Genomic DNA, 15387 nt, shown 5'->3' with positions numbered 1-15387 from the left:
AGAAACGCTATATGTATATTTGCATATTTTTAGTGAGTATATGTATGCTATCATTCTAAATGAAGGTTTGCTTTCTGTTCTGAAGGCTCCTACATTGCATGAATCTAGTGTACCCAAACTTTAGATTATGTAGGGAAAAGGAATCCGTTATAGGGTTTCTTTTCTCATGTTTGAATCATGTGATGGTAACTATGTTTCCGCATTTCATAATTATCATCAGTGATATATGTAAGGCATCCATATGAAAATACGAGGCTGTTCAAGAGTTTTCCGTACTTTTGGACAGCCTCACCCCGTTAAGAAGGTGATGCTTTGATGCACCACCTTTTTATTTATATAAGCTTTTACATGCATAAAAATAATAAAAAACAGCCGTTTCAGTAACAGGAATCTACAAAACGGCTGCTTTTTATTATATTTCGGTTAAGATAATCGGTTCGCCACGTGTTACAACGATTGTATGCTCACATTGTGCAACAAGACTTTTATCAGGTGTAACGAATGTCCAACCATCATCCCCGCGCTCAATAATATGATCTGCTTTCATAGATATGAATGGCTCTACAGCGATAACAAGACCATCTTTTAGAAGTGCATTATCCATTGGATCATAGTAGCTTAAGATATGATTTGGAGCCTCGTGTAAGCTAAGCCCAATGCCGTGACCAGTTAAGTTTTGAATAACGTTGTATCCATTTTTATGTGCAAAGTTAGAAACAGCACGACCAATTTGGTTTTGTTTTGATCCAGCTTTTATTTTTTTCATTGCTTCCCAAAACGCATCTACCGCAGCTTGGCATAGCTTTTCTTTTTTTTCGTCTTCACCAAGAACAAATGAAATACCTGTATCTGCATAATAACCGTCAAGTGCTGCTGATACGTCTACGTTTACTAAGTCGCCTTCTTTTAATACACGATCTCCTGGAATACCGTGAGCAACTTCTTCGTTTATACTAATGCAAGTTACACCTGGGAATTTATATTCTTTTTCAGGTGCTGATATAGCACCGTGCTCATCTAATACTTTTTTACCAATTAAATCAAGCTCTTTCGTTGTCATACCTGGCTTCGCTTGTTGTTTCATTTCTTCGCGTGCAAGTGCAACGATGCGGCCGATTTTTCGTAAACCTTCTAAATCTTGTTCATTACGAATAATCATGAAAACCACTGTCCTTCCTCGAATATATATCTTATCCGATTGTATCATGTTTATTTTGCTCCTGCTACTCGCTTGCAGTATGCGGGTTGATTCCTCTCACAAAGAATACATGACAATTGTCATATGGATGTCATGACGCATCATACTGTTTCCTAACTTTTCCAACACATACAATGTAAATATAAGAAACGGCGGGGGTGGAGAGATGGAAAAGATTATTGAAGTAAATGGTGTTTCTAAAACATTTAAACATAAAAAAGCAGTAAATAACGTTTCATTTCATGTAAATAAAGGACAAATAGTAGCATTACTCGGTCCAAATGGTGCGGGGAAAACAACGACAATTTCAATGATGCTCGGATTAAAAGATCCGACAGAGGGGAATGTCTCTATATTTGGAAAGAGTCCGAAGCATAGAGATGTTCGTAATAGCCTTGGTGCGATGCTACAAGAAGTAAGTGTGATTGATAGTATCACGGTAGAAGAGGCAATTGAGTTATTCCGTAGTTATTATACGAATCCTGTAGAGAAAGAAATATTACTGCAGTTGTCAAACTTAGAACCAGAAAGAAAGCAAAGATGTGAGAAATTATCGGGCGGTCAAAAAAGAAGGTTAAATTTTGCGCTGGCACTTGCAGGGAATCCAGAGTTGTTATTTTTAGATGAACCAACTGTAGGGATGGACATAACATCTCGAAAAACGTTTTGGGAAACGATTAGAAAATTAGCAAGTGAAGGGAAAACGATTATTTTAACAACACATTATTTAGAAGAAGCGGATGCGCTAGCAGATCGAATTTTATTATTTGCGAACGGAAAGATTATCGCAGATGGCACACCAGATGAGATGAAAGCGACTATTTCTCGAAAAACAATCTCGTTTTATTCGAAAGAGAAAATTCCTAAGAGTTTACTAAAGGACTTACCGCATGTAACAGAAGTACAGTCAAATGAAGGGCGCTTCACTTTAACGACGGAAGATACAGATGCCACTTTACAAGCAATTTATCAGAGGAATCTACCTGTAACAGACGTTTCAGTTGAACGTGGAAGCCTCGATGAAGCATTTGAACAGTTTGTTGCAAATCAGAAGGAGGGAATCGCATGAGAGCATTATGGATGCAATGTAAAATAGAGGTTTTACGTACGTTCCGCAATAAATTATTCATCTTTTTCTCATTATTAATGCCAGTTATGTTTTATTACATCTTTACAAATGTTGTTCAAGTCCCGCAAAACGGAGATGCATGGAAAGCACATTATTTAATTTCAATGGCGACTTTCAGTATTGTAGGGACTGCCCTTTTTAGTTTCGGTGTGAGACTTTCTCAGGAAAAAGGGCAAGGATGGACACATTTGTTAAAAATTACACCGCTTCCAGAGGGAGCATATTTAGCAGCTAAAATTATTGCTCAAACAGTAGTGAATGCTTTTTCAATCTTAGTTATTTTTATGGCAGGAATATTAATTAATAATGTTGAGTTAACGATAGGCCAATGGATTGGTGCAGGATTATGGCTATTACTAGGCGTGACACCATTTTTAGCCCTTGGAACAGTAATAGGTTCAATTAAGAAGGCGGATGCAGCAGCTGGTTTAGCCAATATTTTAAATATGAGTCTGGCTGTAATCGGTGGATTATGGATGCCAATTGAAGTGTTTCCGAAAATATTAAGATCTATTGGTGAATGGACACCAACATACCACTTTGGAAGCGGTGCATGGGACATTGTAGCTGGGAAATCAGTTGGTTGGGAAAATATCGCGGTACTAGGAGGTTATTTCCTTATATTTGTTGTAGTATCAATATATATAAGAAAAAGACAGGAAGCGGTATAAATGATAGAGAAGAAGAGGTTTGAAGTTTTTCCGAAACAGATGGGTTTCTTCCCGTATATGTGGTTAGTGTATCTGTTATTTCCGATTTACCATCTAACGCAGGTATCAGGGTGGAAACTTGGGATAGGGAGCGGTATGTTGGTGCTTTTTATTATCACATACCGTCAACTTTATTTTGTTAATAAGACGTTCATTTTATGGGCATGTATTCAAATGGTACTCATCTTTTTATTTGCCTTATTTTATAATGCTTTTATGATATTTTTTGGTTTTTTCACGGCAAGTGCGATGGGCTTTGCGCCAAGTAAGAAAGTATTTCGAGTGTTGTTAGGACTGTTGATTACAATGCTTGGGGCCTTTATATTCGTATATTTTAAGCATTTAACAACTACAAATTTAGTGAATATAGTTCCAATGTTTATTTTAATGCTTCTTACGCCATTTGGAATGCGTAATTTTAATCAAAAAAAGATGTTAAAAAATCAACTAAACGAAGCAAACGAACAAATTAAAGACTTAGTAAAACGTGAAGAACGTCAGCGAATCGCAAGAGATCTTCATGATACGTTAGGGCATACGTTATCTCTTATTACTTTAAAGAGTCAGCTTGTGGAGAAATTGATTGTGAAGAATCCAGAACGCGCAAGTATAGAGGCGAAGGAGATTACACAAACATCTCGTACTGCTTTAAAACAACTGCGCGAGTTAATTTCTGATATGCGTATGATTACAGTGGAAGAAGAACTTGAGCAAATAAAAGCAATTTTACAAGCGGCTAATATTGAATTAGAAGTAAAACAAGAAGCTAATTCTAGTTCGTTATCACCAATTGAACAAAATATTTTAGGAATGTGTTTGCGTGAGGCAGTTACGAATATTGTAAAGCATAGTAAGGCGACGGAGTGCATTGTATCTGTATTAGAATCGCAAGGTGAACTGATTTTGAAAGTAGAGGATAATGGCGTAGGTTTGGAAAATCAAAATCATGATGGAAACGGTATTCGCGGTATGAAGGAGCGGATCGCCCTTATTGATGGGTTTGTTGAACTAAATACGATAAATCCAGGGACACTATTAATAGTAAAAGTACCAGTTGTTATTAGAACAGGAAAAGATGAGGTGAGGGCATGATTCGAATTATTATTGCAGAAGATCAGCGAATGCTTCGTGGTGCGTTAGGAGCCCTGCTTGATCTAGAGGATGATATTGAAGTAGTTGGTCAGGCTGCGAATGGGGAAGAGGCGTTAAAATTAATCGAATCGCTAAGGCCTGATATAAGTATTATGGATATTGAAATGCCGATTCAAAGTGGTTTAGATGTTGCTGAAGCGCTGAAGAAGGAAAAGTCACCTTGTAAAGTAATGATTTTAACAACATTTGCACGACCAGGTTATTTTGAACGGGCAATGAAAACTGGTGTTCACGGGTATTTATTAAAGGATAGCCCAAGCGAGGACTTAGCTTCAGCAATTCGAAATGTCATGAAAGGGAAGCGAGAAATTTCGCAGGAGCTAATGTTTGGCTTATGGCAGGAACAAAATCCGCTATCAGATCGTGAAAAAGAAGTGCTGGTACTTGCGAAAGAAGGAAAGACTACAAATGAAATTGCTAAGATGCTTTATCTTTCGCCTGGTACAGTACGTAATTATATTTCTGAAGTATTAGCGAAACTGGAAGCAAAAAATAGAATTGAGGCAATTACAATTGCGGAAGAAAAGGGATGGATATAAAAAGAAGTTTACCTATGAGTGGTAAACTTCTTTTTTCTTATAAACAACGGTTTCACTAGAGAATTCCGTCTCAGCTGAGTCGCTTGGAATTTGAAGTGTAGTACGTAATGTAGATTTTGCTTCATTTTTCGACAAAAAATTTGTTATAGTAAGATTAGGTTGTTGGTCTAAATTTTGGACAACTTTACCACTAACAGTTGTAATTACTCCATTTTTATCTACTTTTACAATGAGATCTTGACCATATACTTTATAGTTTTTGTAAGTTTGTGCAAGGCGAACTTCGGTTTTATTTACTTTTGTATCTTTATTTGTAGGCTGGGAATCTACATTCATTTCAGTTGTCACTCACTCTTGTTGAGCTTTAGCCTCGTTTATCTCATCTTTTAAATACTTTTTCGCCATATTTTTTTCGTATTATTTTGAGGTTGTGTTAATTTTTTTATCGTTAAACTAGGCTGAGCAATTTCAACTTTTACTTCATTTCTATCTAGTTCTTGGGTGTGAATAGCTTCTGCTGATAAAGGATAAAGAAGACCGAATGTAACGAAAGCACGGGCAAATTTTCTATAATTTATCTATAAAATTACTAGTCTATTATATTATGTGAGATGGATTGTATGAAAAATTTGCCGAATTTTATATATATTATGCATTATTTCATATCAAAAATTGTCGAATTCACATTATTGTAGTGGTATGACAACTTAAAAAATTAGATTGTTATAATGGGATGGTGAGTAAGTATGCACGCAGAAAAATTAGGAAGCGAAATAAAGAAAATTAGGGTGATGAGAGGATTAACACAAAAACGGTTATCCGATAATATATGTCACCAATCGGAAGTGAGCCGAATTGAATCGGGCGCGGTATACCCAAGTATGGATATATTGCAAGGTATTGCGGCGAAATTACAAGTTCCCATTATTCATTTTTATGAGGTACTCATTTATTCTGATATTGAGAGGAATAAGCAGTTAAAAGATCAAATTATTATGCTTTGTAAGCAAAAGAAATATAAAGAAATTTATAATAGGGTATGGAATGAGTTGAAGAAGGAAGAATATCATCCCGAGCTTGAGCAATTTCTTCAATGGCAATATCATGTAGCTGCTTACATATTGAAAAAAATCGATTACGATTATTGTATTTTAGAATTAAAGAAATTGCTCAATCAACAATTGGTAGGAATAGATGTATATCAGAATCTTTATATTGAAAACGCAATTGCAAACATTTATGCTGAAAATGGCTATTTTAAGAAGAGTATTGAGTTATTTGAAAATATATTAAAACAATTAGAGGCATTGCATGATAATAAAGAGTTTGATGTGAAGGTGAGACATAATCATGCAAAAGCATTATACTTAGATAATCAATATGAAGAAGCGCTTTGTCACGTAAACAAAGCCATTGAACTATCGTGTCAAATTAATAGTATGACATTGATTGGACAGTTATACTATCAAAAAGGTGAATGCCTAGAAAAGCTAGAGTGTGATAGAGCAGAAATTGAAGATGCTTATGAAAAAGCGTGCTTCTTTTTCGATATATTAGGAATCCATGCATTAAAAGAATCACTTATAAAAAAAATGAAGAAATAAAAAAGACCTAAAAAACAAATATGCATAATTGCATACGATATGGATAAATTTTCATGATATATTTAAAGAAAAAATGTGGGTGATGGAATATGAAAAAACTACTTATTGGTAGTCTATTAACGTTAGCGATGGCATGGGGTATTTCACTAGGAGATACAGCTTTAGAGAAAAGTCAAGTGATTTCCTATAATGATCAAGAGATACAATTAGCTTCAGATGTACCTTTTGAGTACTAAAAAACAACCGTCTTACTTAGACGGTTGTTTTTTTGTGGAGTAACATCCAAACATCTTTACTAGAAACAGGTTTGCTAAAGAGGAATCCTTGAATATGGTCACAGTTTTGTTCATGTAAAAACTTCCATTGTTCTTCTGTTTCTACACCTTCCGCAATAACCTCTAAATTTAATTCTTTCGATAGCTTAATAATGGAAGCGATAATCGCTTCTTCTAAAGGGCTATTTGTAATTCCACAAATAAATTCTCGAGCAATTTTTAATGTATTGATTGGATATTTCGTTAAATAAGCTAAAGAACTATAACCAGTTCCAAAGTCATCAATTGAAATTTGGATACCGAGATTTTGAAGTTCTTCTAGTTTAGCAATTACAGAATGATTTTGATTAATTGCGATACTTTCTGTAATCTCAATATCTAGCGCTTCCGGCTTTAGTTCTGTTTCTTCCAAGACCTTTGAAATAGTTGATATTAAATATGCGTGATTAAATTGAACAACAGATAAGTTTACACCAACGTTTAAGTGAGAAAATCCTTGGTTATGCCACTTTTTTGCTTCTAAGCAGGCGGTACGTAAAATCCAATTGCCAAGTTCAATAATAAATCCTGTTTCCTCTGCTAGAGGAATGAATTGGGCAGGCGATACAATTCCGAGTTTTGGATGTTTCCAGCGAACTAATGCCTCAAAACCGATAATTTGTTTTGTTTTTGTATTTACTTGCGGTTGATATTCAAGGGAAAATTCATTTTGTTGCAGAGCTTTTGAAAGTTCACCTTCTAGGAAGTGTATTTCATTTTGTGCAATACTCATTTCTTTTKAGAAGAAAATGAATCTATTTTTCCCATTAGCTTTTGCTCGATACATAGCCATATCTGCATTTTTCATTAATTCGGTTACATCGGTTCCATAGTCAGGGTACATTGCAATTCCGATACTCGGTGTAACAGAAAGTTCTTCATCTTTAATAAAGTAAGGCTTATTTAAGATAGTTAAAATTTGTTCAGCTATAAAAGAAGCACTTTTTTCAGAGTACATATCTGGTAATAGAATCGTAAATTCATCTCCGCCTTGGCGGGCAACGATATCTTTTGAACGTAAACATCCACGTAATCTTTTTGCTACTTCAATTAATAATAAATCCCCGACATCATGGCCGAGTCGATCGTTAATTTTTTTAAATCGATCTAGGTCGAGGAACATAACCGCAACGTCATTAGTGTTGTTTTGAGCTAGATTTAAAATCGTTTTTAAATCTTTTTCGAATTTCCGTCGATTCGGTAGTCCTGTAAGTGCATCATGGAAAGCCATATGCTCTACTTGCTTTTGTTTTTCATATAAAGTTGTAATATCACGTGCGATACCAAACATCCCAACAACTTCTTTATTTATAAAAATAGGGATGAATGTAATGTGAAGGTGATAATAATAGCCTTCTTTTTCTTTTGTACGAATTTCTAGAGTTTGTGGTCTACCTTCTTTTGTAATTTGTAAAGATTTCTTCAATAATTCATGATCTTGTGGATCAATGAAGTGTTGAAGAGAATAGCTTGTTACTTCACAATAATAGGCTGTAAATAAACTTTCACAAGCCTTATTAGATTGTTGAAAAATCCCGTTCATATTTAAAGAAAAAACAGCATCAGGATGATCTTCGAATAAAGATTTATAACGTTGTTCACTTTTTGATAGGGCAGATACGCCTTCTTCAACTTCATCTTCTAGTTGTGTAGTCAACTGTTCATACGTATCGATTAACACTTGATTATCTTTCCACATGTAAAGTTGTCGTAGGATTAATAATACTAGTGATAATACTAGACCGATTAGCATGAACTTATCATCCCAAGGTTGAATAACAACAAAGGAAAAAGTAATGATTATACCAAAATAAGGTAATATAAAGCGTACATAATCGAATCGATAATATTTCGTTTTCGTTTCATGTTGCATTGGTTTATCCAAAATGTACAGTATGGACGATAAACCGATTAGTAAAATCGAAGCAGTATGTATTAAATAAGAGACTTCAGAAGAAGTTCCCATTCCCGTGTTTAATTGGAATAGATGTATATATCCGTACACAAGTATGATAGTAAAGCCAATAATTAATGAGATTCTACTAGAAGAATACCGTTCTCTTCTATATAGGCTAATAACGGCGTAAATTACTAATGATTGTGCGATAAAATACCCAATCAAAATCCACGTGTCCTTTGTTAACATACGAAAGCTTGAAATATCTAAAATAAAGGTTAAGATAAAATAAATATTCATAATAATAATGAATATGCTATCGAATGAAAATTGAGCAAGACCCCTAATGGAGTAATGTTTTATAAACTTTATAGCAAAGCCAGAAAAAAGCAAAATATATTGTATGATAAAAAAAGGTAGTGATTCATATGAGAATATAACTTGATCATAAATAGAAAGTGAATGAAGAAATAAAGTTATTTCCATAATTAGTCCACATATGCAAGTACATAGTAGTAAAACCCAAAATAGTTTATCACCGCGCTTCATTTTTTTAATTGCTTTATATAAGCAATAGCAAGAAAAGAGTGCAGCAAAACAAAATAAGAAGAGAATTCCAATTTCTTTTATATTTAAATCCTTAGGGATAAGGAATATCCAAAGAGAAAATATAATTATATACATCATGACAAATTGTACATATTTTTTTTGATTAATCATATTATGACTCCGTTTCAATAAGGTTGAATCTCAGGGGAAAATGCTAATCTAAATAGTAGCATACAAACGGGGATGTTTTTTACTATAAAAATTACTTTTTTTTGAAAAAAATAGCGCAACGTTACAATTTACCATTGTAACGTTGCGCCATTTTTTCTTTTTATCCCTCTTATAGAAGAGATTTCATCTATTAACTGAAGAAGTGCTAAATCCTTTTGTTTACTTTCAATCATAATATCGAAATCATGATCAATTTTTTTTGTAATGTGTAAAAAAGGTTTAATAAACTCTAAATCAATATAATTTGCGTGAGCTCTAAATTCTTTTTCGGATTTAGGAGAAGAAATATGAACTTTAGGAAGGACATTTGTATGTGACCAAGTTTTAAATATCATAGGAAGTAATTCTTCTAGCGGTTCATTACAAAGGTTCGCTATGTGATGATGATAATCGAACACGAAAGGGATTTTTTCTTTTTGACAAATAGCCAAAGTTTCAGAAGTTGTATACGTTTTATCGTCATTTTCAAGAGTCATTTGTCCTTTTATATGGTAAGGGAGTTTTTGTATGTTTTCATGAAAACGTTCGATTGCCTTCTCCTTATTTCCATACGCACCACCTACATGGATATTAATGTAGGAAGAATCTGCAATTCCCATAGCATTTAACACATTATAATGATAGGTCATATCTGTAATAGCATTAGTTGTAATATGTGGTTTGTCGCTTGTAAATAGTGTGAATTGGTTGGGATGAAAACTTACGCGTAAATTGTGTTCTTGAATTAATGCTCCTATTTTACGCCATAGTGGAGCAAATAGTTGAATGTAATCAAATTCAACTTCAGGATGTGTTGCAAGCGGGACGATAGAAGATGATAAACGATATAATGGAATTTCGTGTGCAATATTGTAATGAAGGATGCGTATTGTGTGTTCTAGATTTTGCAGTGTAACATTATATAATTTATCTTCACGCTCTTGTTTTTTTAGCTTTTTCCAGCTTGTAAATGTCATTGTTTTGGCAGGCGAACAGTCCCATAATGCCGTAGCATGTGAGACATATCCAAATCGAATTATCATATGTAATGCACCTCCTTGGCCCTTGAAATTTCTCTATAAAAAGAACGCGAGTATCGTTCCTATCCATTCCTTTCCTCTATCGATAATGGAGAGAGGGCTGACATCTTCAAAGGAAAGTAATGAGGAGCGTTCCAAATCTTCCTCGAATTTACTTTTTACTTCTTGTATGAAATGTTTATCGTATAAAAGGCAATTGATTTCATGGTTAATATATATACTTCTCATATCGAAATTAGCAGTTCCGATATCACAAGTATGATCGTCTACTATAATAATTTTTGCGTGGAAAAATCCTTGCTGAAAAGCGTAAATATTACAACCAGCTTGTATTAACTTTCGGCAATATGGGAATTTTGCTTCTCGAACGAGGGCGTGATCAGCTTTTTGTGGAACGAGAATAGTTATTTGAACCCCACGTTTTCGCGCTTTTAATAATGCATTCATAATTTTTTTTCCAGGAATAAAATATGGTGTACCGATAAAGAGTTCTTTTTTCGCGCTTTCGATTAAATGTAAAAATGTATTTTGTAAATAGGCACCATCAGTAGGGATGAAACGATGTAGAATGGTCCCTGGTTGTTGCATAGGAAAATAAAGAGATGAATCTAATAAATTTTGGTCTGTATCGTCGAGCCAATCATGTAAAAATTGTTTTTGTAAATCTTGTATCCCTTCTCCTGTAAGACGTAAATGATAATCTCGCCATAACCCTAACCTTTGATTATGCCCTAAATATTCTTCGCCAATGTTAAATCCACCAATATAACCAATTTTCCCGTCAATAACTGTAATTTTTCTATGGTTTCTTTGATTTGCAGAAAAGAAAGGAAAAGGAAATTTCACTTTATGACAAAATGAAAAAGAGACACCATGCTTTTGTAGCGAGTAAATCGCTTCTTTTGATAAATAATGACTTCCAAACCGGTCGAGTAAAAGTCTTACTTCAATTCCTTCTTGTGCTTTATCGATAAGTAACTTTAAAAACGTACGACTTATATCATCGTTTTTTACAATAAAAAATAAAACGTGCACATGGTGTTTAGCTTGTTTTATATCAGTAAAGAGAGCATCGTATAGATCATTTCCGTATGTATAAAGGCGAAAATCACTTTGACGTAAAGGGAAAGAACGAGAACGTACACGCTTTAAATGAACAATTCTCCCATATGAAAGGTCGATTGTAATCCAGAGAGCGCTGCCTAATAACAAGAGAGATAAGAAAAACATAAGTAAATTCCCTCCTTCACGGTCTTTTCACCATCAATTTTTTACAAATCAAAATTTCACTGTATCCCGCTATTTGCGGGCAGTAAGACTCCCACCTCGAAATTGGGTTAAAAGCAAAGAAGTTGGTTGGGATTCGGGCTGCCCGTAAAATCCCGATTGGTGAGGGCTAATAATCAGTAGGGAATAAACCGCTCCCTACTGATTAAAGTTTCACTTTATAGTTTCACCGAAATAAACAGCTTTATTAAAAAATGTGTTGTTGTATAACAAAAAACTGTTGACTGAATGCTCACTCATTATATAATGGGAATAGGGGATATAATTCAGAAAATTATATATTTTCGAAGATTCTAAAAAAGAAAGAGAGCTTACAAAGAGAGGGGTAGCATAAAATGAATAGCTTACTAATCATTAATTGGCTGGCTGCCATTGCTGTTATTGCTTATGCGGGGTATTTGTTTGTATATCTTATACGAACAAGGATGGCCTACATACAATTAGGAAAAAAGATCGAATTTGACCGTCGCTTTAAAGAGCGTTGGGATCTTCTTAAGGTCAATGTTTTCGGTCAGAAAAAGCTGCTGAAAGATAAAAAGAGCGGCATCATTCACGTTATGTTCTTTTACGGATTTATTCTTGTCCAATTTGGAGCAATTGACTTCGTTTGGAAAGGACTTGCACCAGGATCGCATCTTCCACTTGGACCACTATACCCTGCATTTACATTCTTCCAGGAAATTGTCACACTCGTTATTTTAATTGCAGTCTTTTGGGCTTTTCATAGACGCTATATTGAAAAGCTTGTTCGTTTGAAACGTAATTTTAAATCAGGCCTTGTTCTTATCTTTATTGGTGGCTTAATGATTTCTGTGCTACTTGGTAATGGAATGGGAATTATATGGCACGGCGAGGAGCTTTCATGGAGTGAACCGATCGCTTCTGCAATCGCTTACGTTTTCTCGGGATTAAATGAAACCGTAGCCATTTCAGTGTTCTATTTCTCTTGGTGGGTGCATTTACTAATTTTGTTAACGTTTTTAGTTTATGTTCCACAATCAAAACATGCGCATTTAATTGCTGGACCAGTTAACGTGTTTTTTGGTCGTCTTTCAAATCCGGGAAAACTTGAAAAAATTGATTTTGAAGATGAAACACAAGAAACATTCGGTGTTGGTAAAATTGAAGACTTTAGACAAAATCAACTTATCGACTTATATTCCTGCGTCGAATGTGGTCGTTGTACAAATATGTGTCCGGCAACAGGAACAGGGAAAATGTTATCACCGATGGATTTAATTTTAAAACTTCGTGATCATTTAACTGATAAAGGCGCAGCGGTAACATCAAAAGCACCGTGGGTTCCAGTTGTTGCTTTTAATAATACACAAGGAAATCAGTTAGCGATGATGGCAGCTGGAAAAGGACAACAAGAATCAGCGGCTACAGCGCTAGCGTACGACCCAAGTTTAATCGGAGACGTTATTACAGAAGAAGAGATTTGGGCATGTACAACGTGCCGTAACTGTGAGGACCAGTGCCCAGTTATGAATGAGCATGTTGACAAAATTATTGATTTACGCCGCTATCTCGTTTTAACAGAAGGAAAAATGGACGCGGAAGCGCAGCGTGCAATGACAAACATTGAGCGTCAAGGTAATCCGTGGGGACTGAACCGTAAAGAGCGTGAAACATGGCGCCAAGGTGACGATGAAGTAACAGTTCCAACTGTAAAGGAGAAATCAAAAGCTGGCGAAGAGTTTGAATACTTATTCTGGGTTGGATCAATGGGTTCGTATGACAATCGCAGTCAGAAGATTGCGATATCATTTGCGAAGCTAATGAACGAAGCAGGCATTTCATTCGCAATTCTTGGTAATAAGGAAAAGAACTCTGGTGATACACCGCGCCGCCTTGGAAATGAATTTGTATTCCAGGAAATGGCGACTAAAAATATTGAAGAATTTGAAAAAGCAGGAGTGAAGAAAATCGTTACGATTGACCCTCATGCTTATAACACTTTTAAAAATGAGTACCCGGACTTTGGCTTACAAGCAGAAGTCTATCATCATACAGAATTACTAGCCCAGTGGGTGAAGGAAGGTCGTTTAAAACCTGTCCATTCTATTGAAGAGACAGTTACGTACCATGATTCCTGTTACTTAGGAAGATACAACGAAGTATACGAAGCGCCGCGCGATATTCTAAAAGCAATTCCAGGTGTAAACCTTGTAGAAATGGCGCGTAACCGTGAAACGGGAATGTGCTGTGGTGCGGGTGGCGGCCTAATGTGGATGGAAGAAACGACAGGTTCTCGTATTAACGTTGCTCGTACAGAACAAGCGCTAGCTGTACAGCCGTCAATTATCGGTACAGGATGCCCGTATTGCTTAACGATGATTAGTGACGGCACGAAAGCGAAAGAAGTTGAAGAAACAGTTCAAACTTTGGACGTAACAGAGATTTTAGAACGCTCAGTTATCGGACAGAAGAAAGAAGCAATGTAGTTTGTAGGAATGCATTTAAATTTAGAAAGAGGTGCAATAATTGCACCTCTTCTAGGCGCAAGGATACCGAGCGAGCGCTCGGTGCTAAAAAAAGAAATGGGGGAAAGAAACATGAGTAAAACAGTTATTTTAAGTGCTGCAAGAACACCGGTTGGAAAATTTGGAGGAACTTTAAAAGACGTGAAAGCAACAGAACTTGGAGGAATCGCAATTAAGGCAGCGCTTGAAAGGGCAAATGTTTCCGCTAGTGATGTTGAAGAAGTTATATTTGGAACGGTTATCCAAGGAGGGCAAGGACAAATTCCATCACGTCAAGCAGCAAGAGCGGCCGGCATTCCTTGGGAAGTGCAGACAGAAACAGTAAATAAAGTTTGTGCATCAGGGCTTCGCGCAGTTACGTTAGCAGATCAAATTATTCGTACTGGTGATCAATCACTGATTGTAGCTGGTGGAATGGAATCGATGAGTAACAGCCCTTACATTTTACGAGGGGCAAGATGGGGATACAGAATGGGTAACAACGAAGTTATCGATTTAAACGTTGCAGACGGTTTAACATGCGCATTTTCAGGTATACACATGGGTGTTTATGGCGGAGAAGTTGCGAAGGAAGATGGAATCTCTCGCGAAGCACAAGATGAATGGGCATATCGTAGCCATCAACGTGCGGTTTCGGCACATAAAGAAGGGCGTTTTGAAGAGGAGATTGTACCAGTAACAATTCAGCAAAGAAAAGGCGATCCTATCGTCGTGGCTAAGGATGAGGCGCCACGCGCGGATACAACGATTGAAAAATTAGCGAAATTAAAGCCTGTATTTGATAAGACGTCAGCGGTGACAGCAGGTAATGCTCCGGGACTAAATGATGGCGGTGCTGCACTTGTATTAATGAGCGAGGACAGAGCGAAGCAAGAAGGAAGAAAACCATTAGCGACAATTTTGGCGCATACGGCGATTGCGGTAGAATCGAAGGATTTCCCAAGAACGCCAGGTTATGCAATTAATGAATTGCTGAAAAAGACAGGTAAGACAATTGAAGACATAGATCTATTTGAAATCAATGAGGCATTTGCGGCTGTAGCAATTGCAAGTACAGAAATCGCAGGGATCGATCCGGAAAAATTGAATGTAAATGGCGGTGCTGTAGCAATGGGGCATCCAATTGGAGCGAGCGGAGCACGTATTATCGTTACACTTATCCATGCACTGAAGCAGCGCGGCGGCGGAATTGGAATTGCTTCTATTTGTAGCGGTGGCGGTCAAGGTGATGCAGTGATGATTGAAGTTCACTAATTAAGATTAGAAGATATA

The 15387-nt window shown here is 36.0% G+C and carries 13 protein-coding genes; 8 read left to right on the top strand and 5 right to left on the bottom strand.

Annotation, left to right across the window (positions count from 1 at the left end; translation table 11 throughout):
- Positions 1–412: 412 nt before the first annotated feature.
- Positions 413–1207: a type I methionyl aminopeptidase gene (gene map / locus AC1DKZ_RS15725; protein WP_002184512.1), complete on the bottom strand. Its 795-nt coding sequence runs from the start codon at positions 1205–1207 to the stop codon at positions 413–415.
- 157 nt (positions 1208–1364) lie between these two features.
- Here map and AC1DKZ_RS15720 point away from each other — a divergent pair, with 157 nt between their 5' ends.
- The 4 genes from AC1DKZ_RS15720 to AC1DKZ_RS15705 are packed head-to-tail and all read left to right on the top strand — an operon-like array spanning position 1365 to position 4728.
- Positions 1365–2267 (top strand): ABC transporter ATP-binding protein, encoded by a 903-nt coding sequence (locus tag AC1DKZ_RS15720; protein ID WP_002184513.1) that lies wholly within the window; start codon positions 1365–1367, stop codon positions 2265–2267.
- Complete coding sequence (locus tag AC1DKZ_RS15715; RefSeq protein WP_002184514.1) at positions 2264–2998, top strand: ABC transporter permease; 735 nt, start codon at positions 2264–2266, stop codon at positions 2996–2998. Before AC1DKZ_RS15720 ends, AC1DKZ_RS15715 begins: the two co-directional genes overlap by 4 nt.
- Positions 2999–4129, top strand: a complete 1131-nt coding sequence (locus AC1DKZ_RS15710) for a sensor histidine kinase (protein ID WP_078176162.1) — start codon at positions 2999–3001, stop codon at positions 4127–4129.
- Positions 4126–4728, top strand: coding sequence for a response regulator transcription factor (locus AC1DKZ_RS15705; RefSeq protein ID WP_002089785.1), 603 nt, complete (start codon positions 4126–4128; stop codon positions 4726–4728). The genes AC1DKZ_RS15710 and AC1DKZ_RS15705 overlap by 4 nt, the downstream gene beginning before the upstream one ends.
- A gap of 12 nt (positions 4729–4740) precedes the next feature.
- On the opposite strand, the gene AC1DKZ_RS15700 is transcribed toward AC1DKZ_RS15705, so the two are convergent.
- Positions 4741–5064, bottom strand: a complete 324-nt coding sequence (locus tag AC1DKZ_RS15700) for a hypothetical protein (protein WP_016127619.1) — start codon at positions 5062–5064, stop codon at positions 4741–4743.
- A 410-nt stretch (positions 5065–5474) separates the two neighbouring features.
- Between AC1DKZ_RS15700 and AC1DKZ_RS15695 the strand changes: the two genes are divergently transcribed.
- Together AC1DKZ_RS15695 and AC1DKZ_RS15690 are read left to right on the top strand one after the other, a co-directional pair.
- Positions 5475–6332, top strand: a complete 858-nt coding sequence (locus AC1DKZ_RS15695) for a helix-turn-helix domain-containing protein (protein WP_002016331.1) — start codon at positions 5475–5477, stop codon at positions 6330–6332.
- Between the two features lie 89 nt (positions 6333–6421).
- The gene (locus tag AC1DKZ_RS15690; RefSeq protein WP_002016329.1) at positions 6422–6568 is read left to right on the top strand and encodes a quorum-sensing peptide PapR; all 147 of its coding nucleotides are present in this window, start codon (positions 6422–6424) and stop codon (positions 6566–6568) included.
- 16 nt (positions 6569–6584) lie between these two features.
- Here the strand turns inward: AC1DKZ_RS15690 and AC1DKZ_RS15685 are convergent, their stop codons facing one another.
- The 3 genes from AC1DKZ_RS15685 to cls form a co-directional block, all read right to left on the bottom strand.
- Entirely contained in the window at positions 6585–9263 is a 2679-nt protein-coding gene (locus tag AC1DKZ_RS15685; RefSeq protein WP_476996560.1) for a DUF4084 domain-containing protein, read from the bottom strand.
- A 128-nt stretch (positions 9264–9391) separates the two neighbouring features.
- Entirely contained in the window at positions 9392–10345 is a 954-nt protein-coding gene (uvsE, locus tag AC1DKZ_RS15680) for a UV DNA damage repair endonuclease UvsE (RefSeq protein WP_002184518.1), read from the bottom strand.
- Positions 10346–10378: 33 nt separating this feature from the next.
- On the bottom strand, positions 10379–11572 hold the full coding sequence (cls, locus tag AC1DKZ_RS15675; protein WP_002184520.1) for a cardiolipin synthase: 1194 nt from the start codon (positions 11570–11572) through the stop codon (positions 10379–10381).
- Positions 11573–11964: 392 nt separating this feature from the next.
- Here cls and AC1DKZ_RS15670 point away from each other — a divergent pair, with 392 nt between their 5' ends.
- Both AC1DKZ_RS15670 and AC1DKZ_RS15665 read left to right on the top strand, forming a co-directional pair.
- Positions 11965–14076, top strand: coding sequence for a (Fe-S)-binding protein (locus tag AC1DKZ_RS15670; protein ID WP_002130078.1), 2112 nt, complete (start codon positions 11965–11967; stop codon positions 14074–14076).
- A 9-nt stretch (positions 14077–14085) separates the two neighbouring features.
- A complete protein-coding gene (locus tag AC1DKZ_RS15665) occupies positions 14086–15369 on the top strand; it encodes an acetyl-CoA C-acetyltransferase (RefSeq protein WP_003192474.1) in 1284 nt (427 codons plus the stop codon).
- Positions 15370–15387 lie beyond the last annotated feature (18 nt).

Source organism: Bacillus sp. 05T21 (genome assembly GCF_056396785.1).
The sequence above is the reverse complement of the archived record's forward strand: the minus strand, read 5'-3'. Positions and strand labels throughout refer to the sequence as shown.